This is a genomic window from Arcobacter acticola, assembly GCF_013177675.1.
Classification (GTDB): Bacteria; Campylobacterota; Campylobacteria; order Campylobacterales; family Arcobacteraceae; genus Aliarcobacter; species Aliarcobacter acticola.
The window spans coordinates 2,160,648-2,184,159 of record NZ_CP042652.1 but is presented as its reverse complement, the minus strand read 5'-3'; the positions used below and the strand labels follow the sequence as shown (position 1 = coordinate 2,184,159).

General features: G+C 27.1%; 23 protein-coding genes and 1 other RNA gene. 18 read left to right on the top strand and 6 right to left on the bottom strand.

Annotated features, from left to right (window positions below; genetic code table 11):
* Positions 1 to 54: 54 nt before the first annotated feature.
* Together AACT_RS11185 and ssrA are read right to left on the bottom strand one after the other, a co-directional pair.
* Complete coding sequence (locus AACT_RS11185; protein WP_172128663.1) at positions 55 to 126, bottom strand: helix-turn-helix transcriptional regulator; 72 nt, start codon at positions 124 to 126, stop codon at positions 55 to 57.
* 114 nt (positions 127 to 240) lie between these two features.
* Positions 241 to 639, bottom strand: a transfer-messenger RNA (tmRNA) gene (ssrA, locus tag AACT_RS11180).
* A gap of 160 nt (positions 640 to 799) precedes the next feature.
* On the opposite strand from ssrA, the gene AACT_RS11175 reads away from it, so the two are divergent.
* From AACT_RS11175 to ppk2 (AACT_RS11155), 5 genes are all read left to right on the top strand, one after another.
* A complete protein-coding gene (locus tag AACT_RS11175) occupies positions 800 to 1,996 on the top strand; it encodes a saccharopine dehydrogenase family protein (protein WP_172126958.1) in 1,197 nt (398 codons plus the stop codon).
* Between the two features lie 108 nt (positions 1,997 to 2,104).
* On the top strand, positions 2,105 to 2,272 hold the full coding sequence (gene rd / locus AACT_RS11170; protein ID WP_172126956.1) for a rubredoxin: 168 nt from the start codon (positions 2,105 to 2,107) through the stop codon (positions 2,270 to 2,272).
* Positions 2,259 to 3,407 (top strand): carboxynorspermidine decarboxylase, encoded by a 1,149-nt coding sequence (gene nspC / locus AACT_RS11165; RefSeq protein ID WP_172126954.1) that lies wholly within the window; start codon positions 2,259 to 2,261, stop codon positions 3,405 to 3,407. The genes rd and nspC overlap by 14 nt, the downstream gene beginning before the upstream one ends.
* A gap of 8 nt (positions 3,408 to 3,415) precedes the next feature.
* Positions 3,416 to 4,354, top strand: coding sequence for a polyphosphate kinase 2 (gene ppk2, locus AACT_RS11160; protein ID WP_172126952.1), 939 nt, complete (start codon positions 3,416 to 3,418; stop codon positions 4,352 to 4,354).
* Positions 4,354 to 5,496, top strand: a complete 1,143-nt coding sequence (gene ppk2 / locus AACT_RS11155) for a polyphosphate kinase 2 (RefSeq protein ID WP_172126950.1) — start codon at positions 4,354 to 4,356, stop codon at positions 5,494 to 5,496. The genes ppk2 (AACT_RS11160) and ppk2 (AACT_RS11155) overlap by 1 nt, the downstream gene beginning before the upstream one ends.
* A gap of 11 nt (positions 5,497 to 5,507) precedes the next feature.
* On the opposite strand, the gene AACT_RS11150 is transcribed toward ppk2 (AACT_RS11155), so the two are convergent.
* Positions 5,508 to 7,139, bottom strand: a complete 1,632-nt coding sequence (locus AACT_RS11150) for a VWA domain-containing protein (protein WP_172126948.1) — start codon at positions 7,137 to 7,139, stop codon at positions 5,508 to 5,510.
* 148 nt (positions 7,140 to 7,287) lie between these two features.
* Between AACT_RS11150 and tig the strand changes: the two genes are divergently transcribed.
* Genes tig through def form a run of 3 tightly spaced genes read left to right on the top strand, consistent with a single transcriptional unit; the run spans position 7,288 to position 9,712 of the window.
* The gene (gene tig, locus AACT_RS11145) at positions 7,288 to 8,589 is read left to right on the top strand and encodes a trigger factor (protein ID WP_172126946.1); all 1,302 of its coding nucleotides are present in this window, start codon (positions 7,288 to 7,290) and stop codon (positions 8,587 to 8,589) included.
* 14 nt (positions 8,590 to 8,603) lie between these two features.
* Positions 8,604 to 9,188 carry an ATP-dependent Clp endopeptidase proteolytic subunit ClpP gene (gene clpP / locus AACT_RS11140; RefSeq protein WP_172126944.1) on the top strand — a complete coding sequence of 195 codons (585 nt, stop codon included), beginning with the start codon at positions 8,604 to 8,606 and terminating at the stop codon, positions 9,186 to 9,188.
* Between the two features lie 8 nt (positions 9,189 to 9,196).
* The gene (def, locus tag AACT_RS11135) at positions 9,197 to 9,712 is read left to right on the top strand and encodes a peptide deformylase (RefSeq protein WP_172126942.1); all 516 of its coding nucleotides are present in this window, start codon (positions 9,197 to 9,199) and stop codon (positions 9,710 to 9,712) included.
* Positions 9,713 to 9,740: 28 nt separating this feature from the next.
* On the opposite strand, the gene AACT_RS11130 is transcribed toward def, so the two are convergent.
* On the bottom strand, positions 9,741 to 10,118 hold the full coding sequence (locus AACT_RS11130; protein WP_172126940.1) for a hypothetical protein: 378 nt from the start codon (positions 10,116 to 10,118) through the stop codon (positions 9,741 to 9,743).
* 114 nt (positions 10,119 to 10,232) lie between these two features.
* On the opposite strand from AACT_RS11130, the gene AACT_RS11125 reads away from it, so the two are divergent.
* The 8 genes from AACT_RS11125 (at position 10,233) to folE (ending at position 18,580) form a co-directional block, all read left to right on the top strand.
* Positions 10,233 to 11,744, top strand: coding sequence for a YifB family Mg chelatase-like AAA ATPase (locus AACT_RS11125; RefSeq protein ID WP_172126938.1), 1,512 nt, complete (start codon positions 10,233 to 10,235; stop codon positions 11,742 to 11,744).
* Between the two features lie 119 nt (positions 11,745 to 11,863).
* The gene (gene era / locus AACT_RS11120) at positions 11,864 to 12,748 is read left to right on the top strand and encodes a GTPase Era (RefSeq protein ID WP_172126936.1); all 885 of its coding nucleotides are present in this window, start codon (positions 11,864 to 11,866) and stop codon (positions 12,746 to 12,748) included.
* 139 nt (positions 12,749 to 12,887) lie between these two features.
* Positions 12,888 to 13,769, top strand: coding sequence for a hypothetical protein (locus tag AACT_RS11115; protein ID WP_172126934.1), 882 nt, complete (start codon positions 12,888 to 12,890; stop codon positions 13,767 to 13,769).
* Positions 13,750 to 14,466: a hypothetical protein gene (locus AACT_RS11110; protein WP_172126932.1), complete on the top strand. Its 717-nt coding sequence runs from the start codon at positions 13,750 to 13,752 to the stop codon at positions 14,464 to 14,466. The genes AACT_RS11115 and AACT_RS11110 overlap by 20 nt, the downstream gene beginning before the upstream one ends.
* Positions 14,438 to 15,799 carry a GspE/PulE family protein gene (locus AACT_RS11105; RefSeq protein WP_172126930.1) on the top strand — a complete coding sequence of 454 codons (1,362 nt, stop codon included), beginning with the start codon at positions 14,438 to 14,440 and terminating at the stop codon, positions 15,797 to 15,799. The genes AACT_RS11110 and AACT_RS11105 overlap by 29 nt, the downstream gene beginning before the upstream one ends.
* On the top strand, positions 15,799 to 16,989 hold the full coding sequence (locus AACT_RS11100) for a type II secretion system F family protein (protein ID WP_172126928.1): 1,191 nt from the start codon (positions 15,799 to 15,801) through the stop codon (positions 16,987 to 16,989). The genes AACT_RS11105 and AACT_RS11100 overlap by 1 nt, the downstream gene beginning before the upstream one ends.
* A 12-nt stretch (positions 16,990 to 17,001) precedes the next feature.
* A complete protein-coding gene (gene corA / locus AACT_RS11095; protein ID WP_172126926.1) occupies positions 17,002 to 17,955 on the top strand; it encodes a magnesium/cobalt transporter CorA in 954 nt (317 codons plus the stop codon).
* 52 nt (positions 17,956 to 18,007) lie between these two features.
* The gene (gene folE / locus AACT_RS11090) at positions 18,008 to 18,580 is read left to right on the top strand and encodes a GTP cyclohydrolase I FolE (protein WP_172126924.1); all 573 of its coding nucleotides are present in this window, start codon (positions 18,008 to 18,010) and stop codon (positions 18,578 to 18,580) included.
* 47 nt (positions 18,581 to 18,627) lie between these two features.
* Here the strand turns inward: folE and AACT_RS11085 are convergent, their stop codons facing one another.
* Both AACT_RS11085 and AACT_RS11080 read right to left on the bottom strand, forming a co-directional pair.
* Positions 18,628 to 18,969 (bottom strand): MerR family transcriptional regulator, encoded by a 342-nt coding sequence (locus AACT_RS11085; protein ID WP_172126922.1) that lies wholly within the window; start codon positions 18,967 to 18,969, stop codon positions 18,628 to 18,630.
* 17 nt (positions 18,970 to 18,986) lie between these two features.
* The gene (locus AACT_RS11080; protein WP_172126920.1) at positions 18,987 to 20,174 is read right to left on the bottom strand and encodes a peptidoglycan DD-metalloendopeptidase family protein; all 1,188 of its coding nucleotides are present in this window, start codon (positions 20,172 to 20,174) and stop codon (positions 18,987 to 18,989) included.
* A gap of 79 nt (positions 20,175 to 20,253) precedes the next feature.
* Between AACT_RS11080 and AACT_RS11075 the strand changes: the two genes are divergently transcribed.
* The gene (locus tag AACT_RS11075) at positions 20,254 to 21,213 is read left to right on the top strand and encodes a L,D-transpeptidase family protein (RefSeq protein ID WP_172126918.1); all 960 of its coding nucleotides are present in this window, start codon (positions 20,254 to 20,256) and stop codon (positions 21,211 to 21,213) included.
* Positions 21,214 to 21,277: 64 nt separating this feature from the next.
* Entirely contained in the window at positions 21,278 to 23,491 is a 2,214-nt protein-coding gene (gene purL, locus AACT_RS11070) for a phosphoribosylformylglycinamidine synthase subunit PurL (RefSeq protein ID WP_172126916.1), read from the top strand.
* The last annotated feature ends 21 nt before the right edge of the window (positions 23,492 to 23,512 follow it).

Genomic DNA, 23,512 nt, shown 5'->3' with positions numbered 1-23,512 from the left:
TTATAACTTTTCTTTCATCCAGTTATTAATTTTCTCTTCTTCCCAAATTGTAATTCAAGGACTTAATTTTATAGGTTTTGGAAATTTACCTTCACTAACCCATAGCCAAATAGTGCTTTTAGTAATATACCCCTAAAAGTTTTGATTTGATAATAGTTAATTAGACGGTATTGTTTGTAATTGAGATAAGAAGTACCATTTTTAGGTACTTTTTAGACTTTATAAGTTTTGTTTGTGTATTGGTGGAGATGTGCGGGATCGAACCGCAGTCTTAAAACAGTTCACATAAGCGTCTACATGCTTAGCAGAGTTGAATAATTTCACTTTACAACAGCTCAACTCCCCAGGCAATTATAAAGCTAAGATTTGGAATTTCTCTTTGAGTTTCAATCAACTCCTCAAAGATAATCTATCTAGGGTGAACCAGCATTTATCTACATAGATAGAATCCGTAGTGCCAGTCTCCAAAAGACTCAAGCCCGAAGGCGAGTCAGTAAGTTTTTAAAACTTACGCAGCTTTTGCGTAAGCTGGAGCGTAATTTGTATTATTTGCGTCTAAAAAAAATGAACCGCGTAACGGCATGTTCAGGCCGACATGCAACTTATACTCACTGCTCTAATCGATGCCAAGTCATCCCCATAACCTAAAAATGAATTTTACAAAACAAATTATTAAAAGGATGTTAATTGTAATCAGATTGTCACTAAAATAGCAATTTAAAACTATTTTATCCATTCTTATATTTAAAAATAGTACAATAATATATAAAAAAATATATAAAATATATCGGAGTGAATAATGAGTAAAAAAGGTATTTTAATTATCGGAGCAGGTGGAGTTAGTCGTGTTGCAACTGTAAAAAGTGCAATGAACATAGACACTTTTGAAAAGATTACATTAGCGTCAAGAACGATTTCAAAATGTGAATCAATAGCGGCTGATATTTTAAAAAATCAAGGTGTGCAAATCGATGTAGCTTCTGTTGATGCTGATAATGTAGATGAATTAGTAAAATTAATTCAAAAAGTTAATCCAAAAATGGTTTTAAATGTTGCATTACCATACCAAGATTTAACTATCATGGACGCTTGTACAAAATGTGGTGTTGATTATGTAGATACTGCAAACTATGAACATCCAGATGAAGCTAAATTTGAATATAAAGAACAATGGGCTAGAAATGATCAATTTAAAGAAGCTGGAATCATGGGATTATTAGGTTCAGGTTTTGACCCAGGAGTTACTGGAGTATTTTGTGCATATGCTCAACAAAACTTATTTGATGAAATTCACACTATTGATATCATGGATTGTAATGCAGGAGATCATGGTTATAAGTTTGCAACAAATTTCAACCCTGAAATCAATCTAAGAGAAGTATCTGCAAATGGTAGATATTGGGAAAATGGACAATGGATTGAAACAACTCCACTTGAAATAAGAGTTGATCATGATTATCCAGAAATTGGAGTAAAAGCTTCATATCTTTTATATCATGAAGAATTAGAGTCATTAGTTAAAAATATCAAAGGTTTAAAAAGAATTAGATTCTTTATGACATTTGGAGATTCATATATTGCTCATATGAATTGTTTACAAAATGTTGGAATGTTAGGTATTGAGCCAGTTGAACATAAAGGAATGATGATTACTCCTATTGAGTTTTTAACTACATTATTACCAGATCCTTCAAGTTTAGGACCAAGAACTGTTGGACAAACAAATATTGGATGTATCATAGAAGGTATCAAAGATGGAAAACCAAGAAAAATTTACATTTACAATGTTTGTGATCACCAAGAGTGTTATAGAGAAACAGGAGCTCAAGCTGTAAGCTATACAACAGGAGTTCCTGCGATGATTGGTTCGAAAATGGTTTATAAAGGTATTTGGAAAAATAAAGGTGTATTTAACATTGAAGAGTTTGATGCAAAACCATTTATGGATGAGTTGATGACTCAAGGTCTTCCTTGGAAAATCCTAGAGTTGAATTAATTCTTTTTTTCATACTCTGCGTTGAAGATTATGAAAAAATCTCTTAATTCATAAATTTATTGATAAAAAAGTTTTCTTAAATATAGAACATTTTAAAAGGAGTTTGTGATGAAAAAGTATATTTGTACCGCGTGTGATTATATTTATGATCCAGCAATAGGTGATCCAGATTCTGGAATTAAACCAGGAACTGCATTTGAAGATTTACCAGATGATTGGGAATGTCCAGATTGTGGTGTAAGTAAAGAGGATTTTGAGCCACTTGAAGACAAATAATTTAATAGTAGATAGTTTTGATAAACTACCAAGTCCAAGTTATGTGTGTGAAGAGAAACTTTTAGAAAAAAATTTGATACTTCTAAAAAGAATTCAAGATGAAGCTAATGTTAGTATTCTTTTAGCCCTAAAGGGTTTTGCATTATGGTCAACTTTTGATTTATGCAAAAAGTATCTAAAAGGATGTTGTGCATCAGGCCTTCATGAGGCGATTTTAGCCAAAGAAGAGTTTGGAGGAGAAGTTCATACTTATTCTGCTGCTTTTAAAGATGATGAGATTGATGAAATTATTTCATTATCAAATCACTTAGTTTTTAACTCTTTTAATCAACTAAAAAGATATAAAGATAAAGCTTATGGAAAAGTTTCATTAGGTATTAGATTAAATCCTGAATACTCATCTGTTGATGTTGATTTATACAACCCATGTGCTCCATTTTCAAGACTTGGGACTACAAAAGCAAATTTTGATGAGTCTCAATTAGAATTTTTAGATGGTTTTCATTTTCATGCTCTTTGTGAGCAAAATGTGGATGCTCTTGAAGGTGCATTAACAGCTTTTGAAAAGAATTTCTCACAATATTTTGATAAGTTAAAATGGGTAAACTTTGGTGGTGGACATCATATCACTAGAGCTGATTATGATGTTGAAGGATTAATTACTCTTTTAAAAGATTTTAAATCAAGATATCCACATCTAAAAGTTTATTTAGAACCAGGTGAAGCAGTTGGTTGGCAAACTGGATATTTAGTAGGAACTGTTCTTGATATTATAAATAATGGTATGGATTTAGTTATTTTAGACACATCAGCAGAAGCGCATATGCCTGATACTTTAGCTATGCCATATAGAGCAATGATTAGAAACTCTGGACTTGCTGGTGAAAAAAAACATACTTATAGACTTGGTGGTAATACTTGTTTAGCAGGTGATGTTATTGGAGATTATTCTTTTGATGAGCCATTAAAAGTTGGAGATAAAATCATTTTTGAAGATATGATTCATTATACAATGGTAAAAACTACAACGTTTAATGGGATTAAATTACCATCAATTGTTGTAAAACATAATGAAGAATCTTATCAAATTATAAAAAACTTTGGATATAATGACTATAAAGTAAGACTTTCATAGGAGAATAAATGGGGCAGGAGCGGAAAATTATTGATAATGAATTTTCAGATATGGAGGAAATTGATACTGAAAAATCTTTAAAACATGATTATAAAGAAAAAAATAGAGATAGAGAAAAGTTAGAAGAAAAAGAAGAAGAGGGACGTAAAAAAGTTCAGATTTGGGTTAGAAAAGAGACTTTAGATTATGAAAAAGAGTTAACAAAACTACAAATTGAACTTCTAAAATTACAAAATCATGTAAAAGAAAATGGACTAAAAGTTCTTATGATTTTTGAGGGTAGAGATGCTGCTGGCAAGGGTGGAACTATTAAAAGAATCACAGAACATTTAAATCCAAGGGGTGCAAGAGTTGTGGCTTTAGAAAAACCAAGTGATATTGAAAAAACACAATGGTATTTTCAAAGGTATACACAACATCTACCAAGTGCTGGGGAAATCGTAATGTTCGATAGATCTTGGTATAACAGAGCAGGTGTTGAGCCTGTAATGGGATTTTGTACAACTGAAGAACATCATGAGTTTTTAAGAGAAGTTCCAGAATTTGAAAAAATGCTTGTTAAATCAGGAATAATTTTATTTAAATTCTACTTTTCTGTTTCAAAAAAAGAACAAGCAAAGAGATTCAAAAAAAGAGAAATAGATCCTTTAAAACAGTTCAAACTTTCACCTGTTGATAAAGAATCTCAAAATTTATGGGATAAATATACGATTGCTAAATTTTCAATGTTGATGGCTTCAAATACAGACATCGCCCCATGGACTGTAATTAGAAGTGACAATAAAAAAGCTGCAAGATTAAATTGTATAAAACATATATTGTTAAATGTTAATTATGAACGTAAAACAGATGATAAAATATTTGAAATAGATAATGAAATTTTAATTACTGGAATTGAAGAAATAGAAAATATGGAACAAGACCATAAATTAGCAAGGTTAGCCTAATGAATTTAAGTGATTTTGAAATGACAACGTATAGCGGCTTATACGTTTCAAAAGAGGCACATGTAAAATATGGAAAAAAATATATTACAAGATTTCAACATGATAAAAAAAGATATGTAAAAGTTTTAGGCTATAGCATAAGAGATAAAATGAGTGTTAAAAATGCATTTGATTTAATGCAAAAATTTAAAGACACAATAATTGTAGAACCTCATGAAACTATAATTGAAAAAGCAGAAGAAAAAATAGTAGTACAGGAAAAAAAGGTGTCAATAAAAGATAATGCAGAATTAGTAAAACTAAAAGAAGAAAATGATTTTTTTAAATCTATATTAGGTGATTATCAAAAGTTAAAGCCAGAAGTTTTAGCAGAAGGTATTCAAAAAATTCATGATTTAGAAGCTTTGAAAAAATATCAAATAGAATTAATAAAACTTCAAAATTTCCTAGAAAAAGGGAATAAAAGAATGATTATTCTTTTTGAAGGAAGAGATGCTTCAGGAAAAGGTGGAGCTATTAGAAGAATTACTAGATATATGAATAATAAACATTATAGAATAGTAGCTCTTGGTAAACCTGATGATACTCAAAGAAACCAATGGTTTTTACAAAGATACATTGAACATTTTCCAACAGGTGGAGAAATAGTAATGTTTGATAGATCTTGGTATAACAGAGCTATGGTTGAGCCAATTTTTGGATTTTGTACTCCTGAAGAACATGAGATTTTTATGGAAGATGTTGTTAATTTTGAGCAAGATTTAGTAAGACAAGGAATGGTTTTGATTAAACTTTATTTCTCTGTTTCTAAAGAAGAGCAAAAAAGAAGATTTGATAGAAGAATAGAAGATCCATTAAGACAATGGAAATTCTCAGAAGTTGATATGCAAGCACAAGATTTATGGGATGAATTTTCTGAAAAAAAATATGAAATGCTAAGACGAACAACTTCAAGAGCTGCTCCTTGGCATATTGTAAGAAGTGATGATAAGCATAAAGCTAGACTTGAAGCTATGAAAATTATTTTAAATTCTGTTGATTATGATGGAAGAAATTATTCTTTAGATTTTGATCCAAATGAGGCTATAAATATTTCTGTTCAAAAAGAACTTTTACAAATGAGAAAATCAAAAGACTACTAATCTTTTTGATTTTACCATGGATTTGAAATGGAATCTTCATTCGAAGATTCCATTTTTTTTAGTAAAGAATTTGTTTTTTGGCTTTCTAAGTCTTTTAACCATTTTTGTTCTTCATAATCAGACATTATTTCTTGTTTTCTATCTTCTTCTTTTTTCTCTTTTTGGGTTTCTTCTGATTTTTCTTGATTTCTATTTTCTTGATTTTTAGAATCATTTTTTTGTTTTTTTTCTTTTTTTTGTTCTTTTTCTTTAGTATCTTTGTTTTCTTTTTCTTGCTTATCTTCTTTGTCATTTTGCTCTTGTTTTTTATTTTTATTTTCCAATAGTTTTTTCACTAATTCTAAATTTTCTCTAGTATTTTGATCATTTTTAAGTTTTAATGCTTCTTCATAGTTTTTAATTGCATTTTGAAAATCCTTATTTTTTGCATAAGAATTAGCTAAATTGTGTAATCTTTTAAACTCTAGATCATTATTTGAAGTTTGAATGTTTTTATATAATTCTATAGCTTCTTTAAATTTATTATCTTTATAATAAGAATTTGCAAGATTATAATCTCTTGATTCATTTGAATCTAATTTTTTAAATTCATTTGATGCTTTTTCATATTCTTCTTTTTCATAGGCATTATTTGCTTCTTTTATTGTATTGAAATCAAAAATTGAAGAGGCATTTAAATTTGAGTTTGAAATAAAAATCAATGATAATAAAAGTATTGAAAGAGATGATTTGTTTTTTGTAAAAGTAGGCAGAGATGAAAAAGCAATCAAAAGTAAAAATATACCAAAAGCCAAAGGATAATAAAATAGTTCAGTATATGATTTGTATTTAGTGTTATCAAATTTTTCTTTTTGTGACTTTGAATTTATATCATTTAGTATTTGATTTATATCCCTGTTATCAAGTGTGTAATTTATATATCCACCATTTGTTTTAAGGCTTAATTCTTTTATTGATTCATTTAATTTTACATTTACTATATCGCCATTTTTATCTGTTAAAAAATTTCCATCATTTAATTTTATAACTGAACCTTGTGGTGTTCCAAGAGCTAGTGTATAAACATTTATTTTATTTTTATTTGCAAACCCAATTTCTTTTTCAAAATCTGTATTATCTGCTCCATCTGTTAATAAAATCAGATTTTTACTTGAAAAATCTTTTAATAGTTTTTGTGTAGTTTCTAAAGTTGAAAATATATTTGTGCCGTTGTCAAAATTTATTCCAGTATCAAGATTATTTATTAGAAGTTTTATTGATGTTAAATCTTGAGTAACAGCAGATAACAAAAAAGATGATTTAGCAAATAGTATAACTCCTATTGCTTCTGTTTTAGAAGTATCAATAATATCTAGTATTTTCTTTTTTGCAAATTCTAATCTATTTGGATAAATATCTATAGCATTCATAGATTTTGAAACATCTATTGCTATTACTACAGCATTTAACTCTGCTTCTATATCATTTATCTTTTCATTTGTTACAGGTCTTGCAAGGGCTATTATCATAAAAATTAAAGATAAAAAAAGAGTTATATTTCTAGCCTTATTAGAAAAATATTGATTTGAGACACTAAGCTTGTTTAAGGCATTTTTTGAAAAATAAGAAGTTAATTTACTTTGTTTTGTGATTATTAAATACATGAGAATAAAGCTTGGTATTAACATTAAAAAAAGTACCTGAAAATGGATAAAATACAATCAAAACTCCTTTAAAAGTGCTATTTTAGTAAACACTTAGTAATTTTTAGCTAAAATCACTGTTAAAATTATAACAATCGGAGTAAATTTAATGGAATTTAACGCAAATAGAGTTGATGGAGCAAACGCAGTTATCACTGCTACAGTTACAAAAGAAACAATTGAAGCAAATTTAGACAAAGTAGCTAAACAAGCTGCAAAAACTATGAATGTTCAAGGTTTTAGAAAAGGAAAAGTTCCTGTAACTGTTATTAAGCAAAGATTTGCTGAAAAATTAAGAGAAGATGCTGAAGGTGACGCATTAAGAAAAGTTTTAAATGACGGTATCAAAGAATTAGCAATTGCAAGTGAAGATTTAATTGGTGAGCCAAATATTTCTAAATTTGATAAAAAAGAAGATGGTTCAATCGAAGTTGAAATCGCAGTTGCTTGTAAACCAACTATTGATTTAGGTGATTATAAATCATTACTTCCAGAAGTTGCTGAAAAAGAAATTGATGCTGCTGATATTGATGCAAGATTAGAAGAAATTTCTAAATCATCTGCTCCATTAGCAAAAATTGCTAGAAAAAGAGCTGTAAAACAAGATGATCATGCTGTTATCGATTTTGAAGGTTTTGTTGATGGTGTTGCATTTGAAGGTGGAAAAGCTGAAAAGTATCCATTACACGTAGGTTCAGGTTCATTTATTCCAGGATTTGAAGAACAAGTTATCGGTATGAAATATGAAGAGCAAAAAGATATCGTTGTAACTTTCCCAGAATCTTACCAAGCTAAAAACTTAGCAGGTAAAGAAGCTACTTTTAAAGTAACTTTACATGAAATTCAAGAAAAAGCAGCAGCTGAATTAAATGATGAATTTGCACAAAAAATGTTACCAAATGAAGAAAATGTAACAATTGATACTTTAAGAGAAAAAATTAAAGAGCAAATGAAATCTGAAGCTATGGGTAAATACTATAGAGAAGAATTAAAACCTGCATATTTAGAAACTTTAGTTGAGAGAATAGAATTTGCATTACCAAATTCTGTAGTTGATCAAGAGATTAACTATGCTTTAAATAATAAAGTAAGATCAATGGGTGAAGATGAAATTAAAGCTTTACAAGAAGATCCTGCAAAAGTTGAAGAAATTAGAAATGAATTAAAAGAAGATGCAGTTAATTCTGTAAAAGCTACATTTATTATTGATTCTTTAGCAAAAGCTGAAAATATTCAAGTAAGTGATCAAGAAGTTATGCAAGTTCTTTATTATGAAGCAATGCAAATGGGACAAAACCCACAAGAAGTTGTAAAACAATACCAAGAAGCTGGATACTTACCAGCTATTAAAATGTCTATGATTGAAGAGAAAGTTATCTCTAAATTATTAGATGAAAAATTAGGAAAATAATTATAGGAATGAATATGAGTTATATACCATATGTAGTTGAAAAAAGCGGTAGAGGGGAAAGAAGTTACGATATTTATTCAAGACTTCTAAAAGATAGAATTATTATGTTAAGTGGAGAAGTAAATGACCAAGTTGCGTCAACTATTGTTGCTCAGTTACTTTTTCTTGAAGCTGAAGATCCAGATAAAGATATCTATTTATATATAAACTCTCCAGGTGGAGTAATTACAAGTGGTATGTCAATTTATGATACTATGAATTATATCAAACCTGATGTTTGTACTATTTGTATAGGACAAGCAGCATCTATGGGTGCATTTTTATTATCAGCTGGTGTAAAAGGTAAGAGATATTCTTTACCTAACTCTAGAATAATGATTCACCAACCATCAGGTGGTGCTCAAGGTCAATCAACTGATATCCAAATTCAAGCTAAAGAGATTCAAAGAATGAAAGATAGTTTAAATGCAATGATTGCAGAACAAACTGGAAAAACTATTGAAACTATTGAAAAAGATACAGAAAGAGATAATTTTATGAGTGCTGAAGAAGCTTGTGCTTATGGTTTAATTGACGAAGTTATAACTAAACATAAATAAGAATTGCAATGATTAGAGAAGTTATAACTTATCCAAACAAATTACTTCGATTAAAATCTAAAGATGTGGAGCAGTTTGATTCAAAACTGCACACTCTTTTAGATGATATGTATGAAACTATGATGGCTGAAACAGGCGTTGGACTAGCTGCAATTCAAGTTGCAATCCCATTAAATGTTTTGATAATCAATTTACCAAATGAAGAAGATATTCAAGATAAAAATGATTTAATTGAAGCTATCAATCCTATAATTACTCACAAAGATGGTACTCAAGTATTCACTGAAGGGTGTTTAAGTGTTCCTGGTTTTAGTGAAGATGTTACAAGAGCAAAGCATATAATAGTTGAATATTTTGATAGAAATGGTCAAAAACAAATAATGGAATGCGAAGATTTTCTAGCAGTTGCATGGCAACATGAGATGGAGCATTTAGCAGGTCATTTATTTATAGAACATCTGTCAATAATTAAAAGAAAAAAATTTGAAAAAGAGTGGAAAAAGAAGTTAAAAGATAAAAAATAATTTATCTTTTATTCCTTTCCCTTTTATTCTACTCAAAACCCTTTTGAGTGATATTAAATATCAAAGAAAACATTATACTATTTGCAATAATCCAAATTAACCAAAAAAACACTTTCTCAAAACTTGTAAAAAAAATTTCTTTAAATAATAATGGACAAGATTTTACAGCTAAAAATAGATAAATCAGTGTTCCTACTATCATTGTATATTTATTTTGTGAAGCGAATAATATTGTAATAAGTGATATAAATGGTGCAAATACAGTTAATGCAAAAAATTTCCCATAAACTTTTCTTTTTCTATCTCCATTAAAATATCCTATTGTATGACCACATTCAGGGCAGACAGTTCCAAGTCTTGATAATATTTCATGATTGCATTCAGGGCAATTTGTAAGTGATGACATATGTATTAATTCCTATATTTTTTTCATATTATAGCAAGTGAAGTTAAAATAGAAGATATTTGATTTAAGGCCTTTTATTATATAATTAAAAATATTATTTTTAAAGGGTAAAATATGAAAATTATAAAGTCAGCCTCTTTAGATACAATAGATGCCATAAGCATTGATGTTGAGTCCACTTTTACAAAAGGCTTGCCTACCTTTACTATTGTTGGAATGATTAGTACAAGTATTAGTGAATCTAAGGATAGGGTAAAATCTGCACTTTTAACAAATGGATTTAAATTTCCACCTTTGAAAATAACTGTTAATCTCTCACCTTCTGAAATAAATAAAAAAGGTACTCATTTTGACTTGGCAATAGCTTTACAGATAGCTTTTTATGATCAAAAAAATATTGATTTTAATGACATATATTTTTTTGGTGAATTATCTCTTGATGGGAATATAAAAGATACAAGTTCAATTTTTCCTATTATTTTATCTTTAACAAAAAAGAATCTTATAAATAAAGTTTTAGTTTGTGAAGAAAGTGCAAAAAAACTCTCAAATATTCCAAATTTAGAAATCTATTGTGTAAAAAATTTAGATGATGCTATTAATTTTATTAAATCAAATAAAAAAGAAGAGTTTTTATTTAAAAAAAATCCATTAGAATATAAAGTATTAAAAATAAATGAAATAGAGTACTATTTTGATACAAATTATATAGATGATTTTCAAGATGTAATAGGTCAAGATATGGCTAAAAATGCAGCTGTTATAAGCTCTGCTGGTTGCCATAATATAATCTTTGAAGGAAGCCCTGGATGTGGTAAGTCAATGATTTCAAAAAGACTAAAATATATTATGCCACCTATGAATTTAGAAGAAATTTTAGAAAAAGCAAAACTTCAATCATTAGATTATAAAGAGGTAGATTTTCTACCAATTCGAGCATTTCGAAGTCCACATCATAGTTCAACCAAATCTTCCATTTTTGGAGGAGGTAGTTCAAATGCAAAGATGGGAGAAATCGCACTTAGTAACAATGGTATTTTGTTCTTTGATGAATTGCCACATTTTTCTAAATCAATTTTAGAAGCTTTAAGAGAACCATTAGAAGATAATAAGATTTTGATTTCAAGAGTGAATACAAAAATTATGTATGAAACAAAATTTATTTTCATCGCAGCTATGAATCCATGTCCTTGTGGTAATTTACTTTCTAGTGTAAAAGAGTGCAGATGTAATGAAATGGAAATCCAAAGATACAAAGGGCGCTTAAGTGAACCTTTTTTAGATCGAATTGATTTATATGTTGTTATGAATGATGCTTTTAGTGATAATAAAAACTTTGTAAGTTCTAAAGAATTGCATGAAAAAGTAATAAGTGCTTTTATAAAACAAAAGAAAAGAGGGCAAAGTGAATTAAATGGGAAATTAAGAGATGAGGATATAAAAAAATATTGTATCTTAGATGATGAATCAGAAAATATTCTAGAAAAAGCTAAAATAAATTATCAGCTCTCCTTTAGAAGTATAAATAAAGTTTTAAAAGTAGCAAGAACTATTGCTGATTTAAATAATAATGAAATAATTACAAAAAACGATTTATTACAAAGTTTAAGCTTTAGAAAAAGATAAATTATTCTTTTTCAAATCATTATTTATCTCTCAAATTTTTAAATATCATAATTTTATAGTATAATGCAAAAAATTAGATTTTACGAAGAAAACTTCGTATTGATTACAAAGGGATAAAAATGACAAAATGCGGATATGTATCAGTAGTAGGAAGACCGAATGCTGGTAAAAGTTCACTATTAAATTGGCTTGTTGGTGAAAAGATTGCGATGGTTTCACACAAAGCAAATGCTACAAGAAAAAGATCAAATATTATTGTAATGCACAATGATGATCAAATTGTATTTGTGGATACACCAGGTATTCATGAAACTGAAAAACTATTAAATCAATTTATGCTTGATGAGGCATTAAAAGCAATGGGTGATTGTGATTTAATTTTATTTTTAGCACCTATTACTGATAAAGTTTCACATTATGAAGATTTTTTAGTAAAAAATAAGAAAAATGTAAAACACATCTTACTTCTTACAAAAATTGATTTTGTATCAAATGCTGAAGTTTTAGAAAAAATCAAAGAATATGAAAAATACAGTGATAGATACGAAGCTGTAATTCCAATTTCTATAAAAAAACAAACTACAAAAGCTGATATTTTAAATGATGTTGTAAAACATTTACCAGTTCATCCATATTTATTTGATCCAGAAATTATGACTACTGAAAATATGAGAGATTTATTTAAAGAGTTTATTAGAGAATCAATTTTTGAAAATATTTCAGATGAAATTCCATATGAAACAGATGTTCTAATCAATAAAGTTGAAGAAAAAGATAATGTAGATGTTGTAAAAGCTACTATTATTGTTCAAAAATCTACTCAAAAAGGTATGATTATTGGAAAAAATGCAGTTGCAATTAAAAGAATTGGAAAAGATGCAAGAGAAAAAATAGAAAAACTAACAGGTAAAAAGTGCTATTTAGAGCTATTTGTTTCAATTAAAAAAGGTTGGACAAAAGACAGACAAGGACTTAAAGACTTAGGTTACGACGTAACTTTCTAAAAGAAGAGGAACTACCTCTTCTTTATATTACACTAAACAATCCACTTATTAAATAAATAAAAATATTATTTTATATCTTGCCTTAAGCTCTTTATTGTATAATTTTTAATAACTAAAAAAATTATATATGGATTGCTTTATGATAAATTATATTTCAACAGAACAAATCTTTTCACTTGAACTAGATGTTTCAGAAGAAATAGATAATAATAGTTTAAAAAATTTTGTTACGACATCTTTGAATTTAAATAATAAAGAATACTCAAGTAATGATTTGATTTATACTACATATCTTCAAGAACTAAAACAGTATCAAATTATTCTTATAGATAATAAATTCACAAATGCAGAATTTCAAGTTTTTGAGCTTTTTTATGATGATATTAGTGAAGGATTAGATTTATATCTTACAGATAAGTTTTTTTGTTTATATAAAAATGGTGTTTTTTATTACTATCAAGCTATTGAATTTTCTTTAACTATTGAAGAATTTCTTGATTTTATAAATAAAAAATTTAATACAAAAGTAAATAACTATAAAAAAATAAAAGCAGATGAACTAAAAGAACTAAAAGATAAATATTTTCAAAGAAATAAAAAAAGCAATTTAAAAAATATAAATAAGAGAAAAAATAATAGTTTCATTTTTTATTTGATTTACCTTTTTATATTAGTATATATTTGCATTTATTATATAGAACAAAATAGTTCACAAAAAATTGAAAATCCAACAACAAATACTCAAAGTTTAAATTACGAAGAATTCAAAAAAGAGCATACTTTTGTAAGCCTTGAAAATGATTTTAATGGAATTTTAGAAAACCTAAATAAATATAGTTTACAAATAATATCTTTTGAATATAAAAAACCAAAAATAAAAATTGTTCTAAATTCCCAAATTAAAGATAACTTATATCTATTTTTAAAAGAGTATAAAAAAAGTTTGATTTCTTCATCAATATATTTTGATGAAAAAAAGGAACTCTATGAGGTGACAGCTTATGTTAACTTATATAAATAATAAATTTGCCAATGCTTCATTAAAAACTAAAATTGAACTATATCTTTTGCCTCTTTTGCTTTTATATCTTTTGTATTATTTCTCAAGTTCTTTTTTTGTTTTAGAAGAACCAATTGCCATAAAAAACAAAATAAATTTTAAAGAGTATGAAAATAAGAAATTTCAAAGTTCTTTTTTAGAATTTTTCTCAAATCTTGAAAATAGGGCAAAGGAAAATAATATAGAAATTCTTTCTTTAAATAATAAAAAGAATATTGTAGATTTAAAAATAGAAGCAAAAATAGAACAACTTCCTTTATTTATAAAAGAGATTGAAAATATAAATAGTTTTACAAAAATAAATTTAATTACTATGTCTGATAAAAAAGATTTAAATGCACATTTTTTTGATTTAAAAATTGATCTAAATAAATTTTATATAAAAAAATTTGAGAAAATAAAACCTATAGTTAAAAAGAAATCTGAAATAGCTAAGGAAATTAAAATCACTAAAATACCAATTCCACAAAATAATTATGAACTAAAAGCGATAATTGCTGAATATATTTTAATAAATGATATTTGGTTAAAAGAAGGTGAGATAATTGATGGATTTAAAGTTAATGAAATTAACAGAAATTCTATTGTTTTAGAAAATAAAAATAAAAAAATAAGATTGGAGTTAGCAGATGAAGAGTATCTTAAAAACATTTATTGATTATTCGTTATTTGAAAAGTATGGGAAAGAATATTTTATCAATAATAAAATAATTCCTATTTATGAGGATAATATATATCTAAAAATTGCAGTTTGTTCTAACTCAAATCTTCTAACAGTAAAAGATGATTTTGATAAATTGATTAGTTATCAAGAGATTAATGAGCTTGAGCTTTTATTTATTTTAAGTAATCTTGATAAAAAAATAGCTTTATTTAATTTAGCTTCTAAGTCGATTTTTCAGAATAGTTTTGAAAAATATATAAGTGATTTTCTAGAAGAAGTATTGCTTTTCTCTGTTGAATTACGAGCTAGTGATATACATATTGAAAGATATATGGATTTGATTTTATTTAAATTTAGAGTTGATGGAAGATTAAAAACATTTTTTGCCTTTGAATATGATTTTTTTAAATATATTTCTTCTTATATTAAATTAATTTCTAACTTAGATATTACTCAAGTTAGAATTCCACTTGATGGAAGATTCTCTTTACTTATAAATGAGAAGAATTTTGATTTTAGAGTTTCAACTATGCCTACAATTGATTCAGAATCAATTGTTTTAAGGGTTTTAGATAATAAAAATATAAATAAAAATCTAAGAACTTTAGGATTATCTTCGAATTTACTTGAAATTTTAAATGAATCACTAAAATTAACTCAAGGTTTGATATTGATTTCCGGACCAACGGGAAGTGGTAAAACTACAACTTTATACTCTATTTTAAAAGAGTTAGATAGTGAAGAAAAAAAGATTATTACAGTTGAAGATCCAATTGAATATAAAATAGATTCAATTTGTCAAGTTGCAATAAACAATAAAATTGGACTTAGTTTTGAACTTGTATTAAAAAATATTTTAAGACAAGATCCAGATGTGATTTTTATTGGAGAAGTCAGAGATAAATTTTCTTTGGATATTGCCCTACAAGCGTCTCTTACTGGACACTTAGTGATTGCTAGTATTCATGCTAATAATGCCGTTGAGACTATTTCTAGACTTGTAGATTTAGATGCAGATCCATTTTTGATTTCTAGTACATTAAAACTTATTATGGCACAAAGATTAGTTTTGAACTATTGTAATTTTTGTAAAGCAAAAGGGTGTGAGAAATGTAATTTTACAAAGTATTATGATAGATCAAATATTGCTGAGATTTTAAGAATTGATGAAAAGATATCTTCTTTTATATTTAAAAAATCAGATATAAATGAAATAAAAGAGTATCTTAAAACTATAAAATTTAAAACTATGTTAGATGATGGAAAACAAAAAGTTGAAGAAAATATTACTTCTTTAGATGAAGTTTATAAAGTGATTTCATACTGATGAAAAAGTATAAAATAAAATATCAAGATGCAAGTTTTATAAAAGAAATTACACTTGAAAGTAGTAATATCACAAATGAAAAACTTCCTAAAAATATAATTAGTATTGAAGAGTACAAAAAAACATTTGATTTAAACTATTTTAATAAAAAAAGAATAAATGACAAAAAGTTAAATCTACTTTTTTATGAATTAAATTTGATGTTACAAGCAAATATAAACATAAATGATGCCCTTGAAATTTTGATAAAAAATAAAAAAGATAAAAATATCTTAGAATTTTTAAAAGCTATTAAATATAGTTTATCAAATGGAAAATCAATAAGTGAAAACTTGGATAATTTTCAGATTAATCATATAGTTTTATCTTTTTTAGAAATATCTCAAAAATATGGAAACTTAGCTTCAAATATGAAAGCATTGAGTCAGTTGTTAACAGAAGATTCGGAAATTAAAAAGAGTTTTATAAAAGCAATATCATATCCCATAATTTTAATCATAAGTTTTTTTATTTCATTAATATCGATTTTTACTTTTGTTATTCCAAAATTTAAAATGATTTTTGAACAAAGCCAAAATCAATTACCCCTTGCAACTGAAATATTATTGGAAACACAGCATATTTTAGAAAACTATTCTTACTTGATTTTTTTATTTCTACTGGTATTTTCTTTTGGGCTTATATTTTTTTATAAATATAATAAAAATTTCGAATACGTGATTCATAAGCTTTTGATTGAAAAAATATTCTTAGTTAAAGATGTTTATTTAAATATGCAACTTTATAAATTGTTTTTAGTAATAGATATAATGCTAAAATCAAATTATGAATTTCACAAAGCCTTTATTTCATCAAAAATTTTATTAAAAAACAAATATTTGTTAGATAAAATAGCACTAATTGATAATTTATTACAAAATGGAAAAAGTATCAATGACTCTTTTTTAAAAACAAATATATTTGATGATATAGTTTTAAATCTTATAAATACAGGAGAGATTTCAAACTCTTTGGGTATTACAATAGGTGAAATAAGAAAGATTTATAAAAATAGATTTTATGATAAAATGAATTTGCTAACGTCTTTAATACAACCTATATTTTTGATTGTGATTATGGCTTTAATACTTTGGATTGTATTGGCAATATTTATGCCTATTTGGAATATGGGAACCATGATAAACGCTTGAAAAGGAGTATCTTTGATTAACTGTTATATAAAAAAAGGAAATAAGCTTTTTGTAGTTGAAGGTGTTGACTCTTTAGATAATATTGAAAATAAAAATGATGTGATTTGGATTGATATGCTTCTTCCTACTCTTGATGAAGTTAAAGCTATTGAAAATTTATTTGATATGAAATTTTCTACAAAACAAGAAAGTGAAGAGATTGAGCTAAGTTCAAGATATAGAGAAGAAAAAAATAAAATAGAAATAAATAGTTATTTCTTAGTTGATGATGCTAAATCAGCATACAATGAAACAGTGTCATTTATTTTACTAGGTTCTTTATTGATTTCTGTTAGATATAAAAAACTTGAAAGTTTTAATATTTTTATAGAAAAACTTATGTTGTTACCAAGAGAATTTAAAAATGGCTATTCTATTTTTTGTAAGATTATTGATATTAGAATTGATGCTGATGCTGATACTATTGAGAATTTATCTAAAGAGATAACAAAAATCAGAAAACATGTTTTTACAGATTATTCAAATGACGACCAAGAAATATTGGAAAAAATTTCTACATTTGAAGATTTAAATATGATTATTAGAGAAAATTTAACAGATAAACAAAGAATTTTAACTTCACTTTTAAAATCTCAGAAATTTACTGATGAAAAGAATGATTTACCAATTATGTTAAAAGATATTAAATCTCTAATTGACCATACAAATTTTAATTTTGAAAGATTAGATTATCTCCAAAATATATTTATTGGTATTTTAAGTATTGAACAAAATAAAGTTATGAAAATATTTACAATTGTAAATGTAATGTTTTTACCACCCACATTAATAGCTAGTATTTATGGGATGAACTTTGATTTTATACCTGAGTTGCATTGGGAATATGGTTATGCGTTTTCAATTACTTTTATGATAATTGCAGCAATCACACCAATTGTAATATTTAAAAAGAAAGGTTGGATTTAGTAAACTTACTAAATCTAAATAAATAAAAATATAAATTTAAAGGAAACGTTTAATGAGTAGTGATATAGAGTTTGAAAATGCAATTAAAAAAATGCTTGAACATGTTGGTGAAGATGTAAACCGAGAAGGATTACAAGATACTCCAAGTCGTGTTAGAAAAGCCTATGAGTTTATGTGTAGTGGATATAAACAAGATCCAAAAGAGATTATTCAAAAAGCTCTTTTTACATCAACAAATGATGAAATGGTTGTGGTAAAAGATATAGAGTTTTATTCTCAATGTGAACATCATATGTTACCAATTATTGGAAAAGCACATGTGGCTTACATTCCAAATGGAAAAGTTATTGGATTATCAAAAATACCAAGAGTTGTAGATGTTTTTGCAAGAAGATTACAAATTCAAGAGCAATTAACAGAGCAGATTTGTGATGCTTTAAATGAGCATTTAAAACCAAAAGGTGTAGCTGTTATGATTGATGCACGGCATATGTGTATGGAAATGAGAGGGGTTGAAAAGATTTGTTCAACAACAGTAACTTCAGCATTAAGAGGGCTTTTTAAATCAAATAAGAAAACTAAAGATGAGTTTTTATCAATAGTTTCTAACTCTTTACGTAAATAAATCAATAGAAATTTTCTATTGATTTTATTGTCTATTTAATTACTTCTTTAAAAAGATTCTAGATCTTGAATATCACTTTGAGAGATATTTTCAAGTTTATTTTCTATCATATCTAAAAAATCATTTCTATTTTTTTCATCCATATTATTTTCAATCATTGTTAAGATATAACTTATTCCATTTGCATTAATTTTTTTTATATTAGCAAGATAGTGAACAAAAGCTATAATTTTTATATCATTTATAGAGTAAAGCTTTTTAAGCTTATTGTTTTTTAGTGGGAATAGTTTTTTATCTTCATACATCTTTAATGTACGAATTTTTGCATTTAAAAGCTCTGAAATACTACTTAAAGGTAGAACATCTTTGTCATTATTTAGTAAAGCCATTTCTATCCTTGTTTCTTTTATAAAATATTTATTTCACTTTTATCTGTAACTCTATCTAATCTTGTTGGAATTGTTCTTTTGTCATTTTTTATTTCATCATCAAATATTTTTTGAATCACTTTTGTATTTGCTAAGAACGTAGCTCTTTCTTTTGCTTCTAATCCATCAACTTTAGGTTTTGTTAAGACAGTCATTGCATCAATTGCAGTACCATTTTTGTATAAACCTAAATGCAAATGAGGTCCAGAACTAAGCCCTGTATTTCCTACATAACCAATTAGTTCACCTTTTTTGATACCCATACCTTGTCTAATTCCTTTTGCAAAACCATTTTGATGTGCATATAATGTTTTATATCCATTACCATGATTTATAATAATAGTTTTTCCATAACCACCTTTAGTTCCTGCAAATTCAATTCTTCCATCTCCTGCTGCATAAATAGTTCTTCCTTTAGGTGCTGCGAAGTCTGTACCTAAGTGAGCTCTATATCTTTTTAAAACAGGATGCCATCTTTTTTTTGTGAAGATACTTGAAATTCTTTGATATTTCAAAGGAATTTGAAAAAAATATGATTTTGTAAAGCCAATACCTTTTTCATCATAATATTTATCATCTTTATCATGTTTAAATCTATAGTAAGGTTTCCCTGAAATTTCTACCATTGCTGCCATTAAATCGGGAAGACCTAATGGTTTACCTAAGTATGCTTTTCTTGAATATTTTAATGCAATAAAATCACCTTTTTGCATTTTCCTAAAGTTTACACTATCTTTAAAAAGAGACTTTATAACTGCTGCTAAAGTAACATCCCCTGTGGCTTTTAATATATCATGTGAAACAGATTCTGTAATTTCTATTGCAACAGTTTCTGTATATTCTGTATAATTAATAGGTAAAGTTTGGAATTTGAATTCATTATTTATATCTTTATAAACATGGATTTGAATATCATCTGATACTGGAATTAATACCTGATTTAAAGAACCATCATCTTCTGTATATAAGTAATATGTTTTGTCAGCTTCTATTTCTGAACATAACTCTTTATCTTCTTTTTCTAAGTCAAAATATAGCTTTTGTGATATTGAATATTTATCCAAGAAAGTTAAAAAACTCTCTCCTTTTGGCCAAGGTAATTCTTCTACTTGTGCAGAGTATAATATATTAAATAACATAATAATTGATAGGATGATTTTCTTCATTAGTGTGTCGCTTTTTTATTAAATAATTAGGTCAAGTATTATACAATGGCGCAACTTAAAGATAAATATGGAGTAAGAATTGTTTAGAGTTGTAATTTTTTTGATGATAATATTAAATGGATATGCTAGTGATTTAGTTAATATATATAGAATGCAGGGTTTAAATTCAGTAGAAATGGAAATAGAAAAAACTTTAAAAAATCAGGATTACTGGAAAGAATATTTAAAAGATAAAAATGTTGACTATGGTTATTATGAGTATAAAAAATATGTACTTTTAACTCAAAAAGATCAATCAGAAATTTCACTTTTTGAAGTTAAAGATAATGATTTCAAACTTGTTCTAAGAAACAATGTAATCACAGGTGAAAATCAAGGTGATAAATATACAGAAGGTGATAAAAAAACTCCTGAAGGTTCTTATGATTTAATTGAAAAGAAAACTGGCTTGGATCAATTTTATGGTCCTTTTGCTTTAGTTACTTCTTACCCTAATGTTTTTGATCAAAGTCTTAACAAAAATGGTTATGGTATTTGGATTCATGGTAAGCCTTTTAGCGGAGAAAGAGAAAGTGTTACAAAAGGTTGTATTGCTTTAGATAATAATGAATTAGAAAATTTAGAAAAAAATTTAGATTTAAAGAAAACTATTTTAATCACAACTCAAAACCAATTTAAAAAAGCTACAAAAGATGAAATGGCACTTATTTTATCTTCTATTTTTAAATGGAAAGATGCATGGAAGTATTCACAATTTAATGACTATATATCATTTTATTCAACTGAGTTTAAAAAAGATGATAAATCAGGTTTTACAGAGTTTAAAGAGTATAAAGAGAGAATTTTTGCTAAAGATGAAAAGAAAACTATAAACTTTACAAACATTGATATTTCTCCCTATCCAAACTCACTTGGTAAAAATATGTTTAGAATTTTTATGGATGAAGAATATTTAAGTCCGACAATTAAATTTATTGGAAATAAAGAGCTATTTATTGAAATAATAGATAATGAAGTAAAAATTCTATCTGAGGATTAAAAGTATATTTAACTCTTTTTAGATATAATCGCCTTAAAATAACAACCATATTTTAAGGCTAAAGATGCAAAAACAAGAGATGAACCTTCAAGAGATAGCACTTGCTCACTCTCTAACACTTGAAGAATTTGAAAATATTAAAGAAATTTTAGGAAGAGAACCAAACTATGTAGAAATTGGTATCTTCTCTGCTATGTGGAGCGAACACTGCTCATATAAATCAAGTAAAAAATATTTAAGTGGTTTTCCTACAAAAGCACCATGGGTTATCCAAGGGCCAGGTGAAAATGCTGGTGTTATTGACATTGGTGATGGATATGCTGCTGTATTTAAAATGGAATCACACAATCACCCAAGTTTTATTGAACCTTACCAAGGTGCAGCAACAGGTGTTGGCGGTATTTTAAGAGACGTATTTACAATGGGTGCACGACCAATTGCTAATATGAATTCTATTAGATTTGCTTCAATTGAAGGAAATAGTGAAACTGCTAAAAAACATAGATTTTTATTAAGAGGTGTAGTTGCTGGTATTGGTGGATACGGTAACTGTATGGGAGTTCCTACTATTGGTGGAGAAACTACTTTTGAAGAGTGTTATGCTGGAAACAATCTTGTTAATGCATTTACAGTTGGACTTGCAAAATCTGATGAAATTTTCTTAGGAAAAGCAGAAGGTTTAGGAAATCCTGTAATGTATGTTGGGTCTAAAACTGGACGTGATGGATTAGGTGGAGCAGTTATGTCAAGTGCTGCATTTACAGAAGATTCTGAATCAAAAAGACCAACTGTTCAAGTTGGAGATCCATTTACTGAAAAATTACTTTTAGAAGCTTGTTTAGAACTATTTAAAGCTGATTTAATTATTGGTATTCAAGATATGGGTGCTGCTGGACTTACTTCTTCTTCATTTGAAATGGCAGGAAGATCTGGATCTGGAATGATTATGCATTTAGATAAAGTTCCAGCAAGGGAAGAGGGTATGACTCCTTATGATTTCATGCTTTCAGAGTCACAAGAAAGAATGCTTATTTGTGCTAAAAAAGGTTGTGAACAAGGTGTTATTGATATCTTTGAAAAATGGGAATTAGATGTTGCAGTTATTGGTGAAGTTACAAATACTGGAAATATGGAATTATTCTGGCATGGTGAAAAATGTGCTGAAGTTCCTGTTCAACCAGTATCTGAACAAGCTCCAGTTCTTGATAGACCAACAGCTAGACCTGCATATTTAGATGGTATTGAAGATATTACTTTAGATAAAGAAATTTCAAATCAAGCTGCATTTGATGATTTATTTTCTGATATGGAAGTTGTTGATAAATCTTGGGTTTATTCTCAATATGATTCAATGGTTCAAACAAATACAATCAAAGGTCCAGGTAAACTTGATGGTTCATCTATTAGAATCAAAGAGACAGGGAAAGCTTTATCAATGAGTGCTGATTGTAATACAAGACTTTGTTATATTAATCCAGAATTAGGAGCAGCAGCTGCTGTTATGGAATCTGGAAGAAATGTTGCAATGACAGGTGCTGTTCCAAAAGCAATTACAGATTGTTTAAATTTTGGGAATCCTACAAATCCTGAAGTTATGTGGCAATTTGCGGCGTCTTGCGAAGGTATTAAAAAAGCTTGTAGAGAATTAAATACACCTGTAATTGGTGGAAATGTATCTTTATATAATGAAACAAATGGAATAGGGGTTTTCCCAACACCTTCAATTGCTATGGTTGGAGTTAATGAAGATGCAAATAAAGTATTACCTTCTTGTGTTCAAGAAAATGGAAATATTTTATATCTTTTAGGTGAAACAAAATCTGAATTTGGTGCTTCTTTATACATGAAAAAAATGTATGGAAAAGTAGCTGGTACTCACCCTGAAGTTGATTTTACAAAAGAATTAGCATTATGGAATACGGTTATTGAAGCAAATAAAAAAGGTTTATTAAAATCTGCAAAAGATGTAAATGTTGGTGGTATTGCAGTAAGTGCTGCTAAAATGGCTGTTGTGGGTAATATTGGAATTGAGATTTCAATTTCATTAAATGATTCAAAAGATATTTTCTCAGAATCATTAAGTAGAGCTATTGTTGAAGTTAGGCCTGAAAACTGTGCAGAATTTGAAAAAGTTGCAAGTTCGTTTAATATTGAATATTCAAAAATAGGTCAAGTAACAGGAGATAAAATCTCTATAAATGATATTTACAAAGATTTAGATAAAGTATCTTATATTTATTTCAATAGATTTAAAGAAGTAATTGAGCAAGATTTATAATAAAAAGGCATCGCCTTTTTA

Bases quoted from the DNA above. Each gene is read 5' to 3' on its own strand.
- folE (WP_172126924.1), top strand. From the start codon at position 18,008: ATGAGTAGTGATATAGAGTTTGAAAATGCAATTAAAAAAATGCTTGAA.
- AACT_RS11125 (WP_172126938.1), top strand. From the start codon at position 10,233: ATGAAAATTATAAAGTCAGCCTCTTTAGATACAATAGATGCCATAAGC.
- rd (WP_172126956.1), top strand. From the start codon at position 2,105: ATGAAAAAGTATATTTGTACCGCGTGTGATTATATTTATGATCCAGCA.
- tig (WP_172126946.1), top strand. From the start codon at position 7,288: ATGGAATTTAACGCAAATAGAGTTGATGGAGCAAACGCAGTTATCACT.
- AACT_RS11105 (WP_172126930.1), top strand. From the start codon at position 14,438: ATGAAGAGTATCTTAAAAACATTTATTGATTATTCGTTATTTGAAAAG.
- AACT_RS11080 (WP_172126920.1), bottom strand. From the start codon at position 20,174: ATGAAGAAAATCATCCTATCAATTATTATGTTATTTAATATATTATAC.
- AACT_RS11115 (WP_172126934.1), top strand. From the start codon at position 12,888: ATGATAAATTATATTTCAACAGAACAAATCTTTTCACTTGAACTAGAT.
- AACT_RS11150 (WP_172126948.1), bottom strand. From the start codon at position 7,139: ATGTATTTAATAATCACAAAACAAAGTAAATTAACTTCTTATTTTTCA.
- clpP (WP_172126944.1), top strand. From the start codon at position 8,604: ATGAGTTATATACCATATGTAGTTGAAAAAAGCGGTAGAGGGGAAAGA.
- ppk2 (WP_172126952.1), top strand. From the start codon at position 3,416: ATGGGGCAGGAGCGGAAAATTATTGATAATGAATTTTCAGATATGGAG.
- purL (WP_172126916.1), top strand. From the start codon at position 21,278: ATGCAAAAACAAGAGATGAACCTTCAAGAGATAGCACTTGCTCACTCT.
- AACT_RS11110 (WP_172126932.1), top strand. From the start codon at position 13,750: ATGTTAACTTATATAAATAATAAATTTGCCAATGCTTCATTAAAAACT.
- AACT_RS11085 (WP_172126922.1), bottom strand. From the start codon at position 18,969: ATGGCTTTACTAAATAATGACAAAGATGTTCTACCTTTAAGTAGTATT.
- AACT_RS11100 (WP_172126928.1), top strand. From the start codon at position 15,799: ATGAAAAAGTATAAAATAAAATATCAAGATGCAAGTTTTATAAAAGAA.
- def (WP_172126942.1), top strand. From the start codon at position 9,197: ATGATTAGAGAAGTTATAACTTATCCAAACAAATTACTTCGATTAAAA.
- era (WP_172126936.1), top strand. From the start codon at position 11,864: ATGACAAAATGCGGATATGTATCAGTAGTAGGAAGACCGAATGCTGGT.
- AACT_RS11175 (WP_172126958.1), top strand. From the start codon at position 800: ATGAGTAAAAAAGGTATTTTAATTATCGGAGCAGGTGGAGTTAGTCGT.
- AACT_RS11130 (WP_172126940.1), bottom strand. From the start codon at position 10,118: ATGTCATCACTTACAAATTGCCCTGAATGCAATCATGAAATATTATCA.
- ppk2 (WP_172126950.1), top strand. From the start codon at position 4,354: ATGAATTTAAGTGATTTTGAAATGACAACGTATAGCGGCTTATACGTT.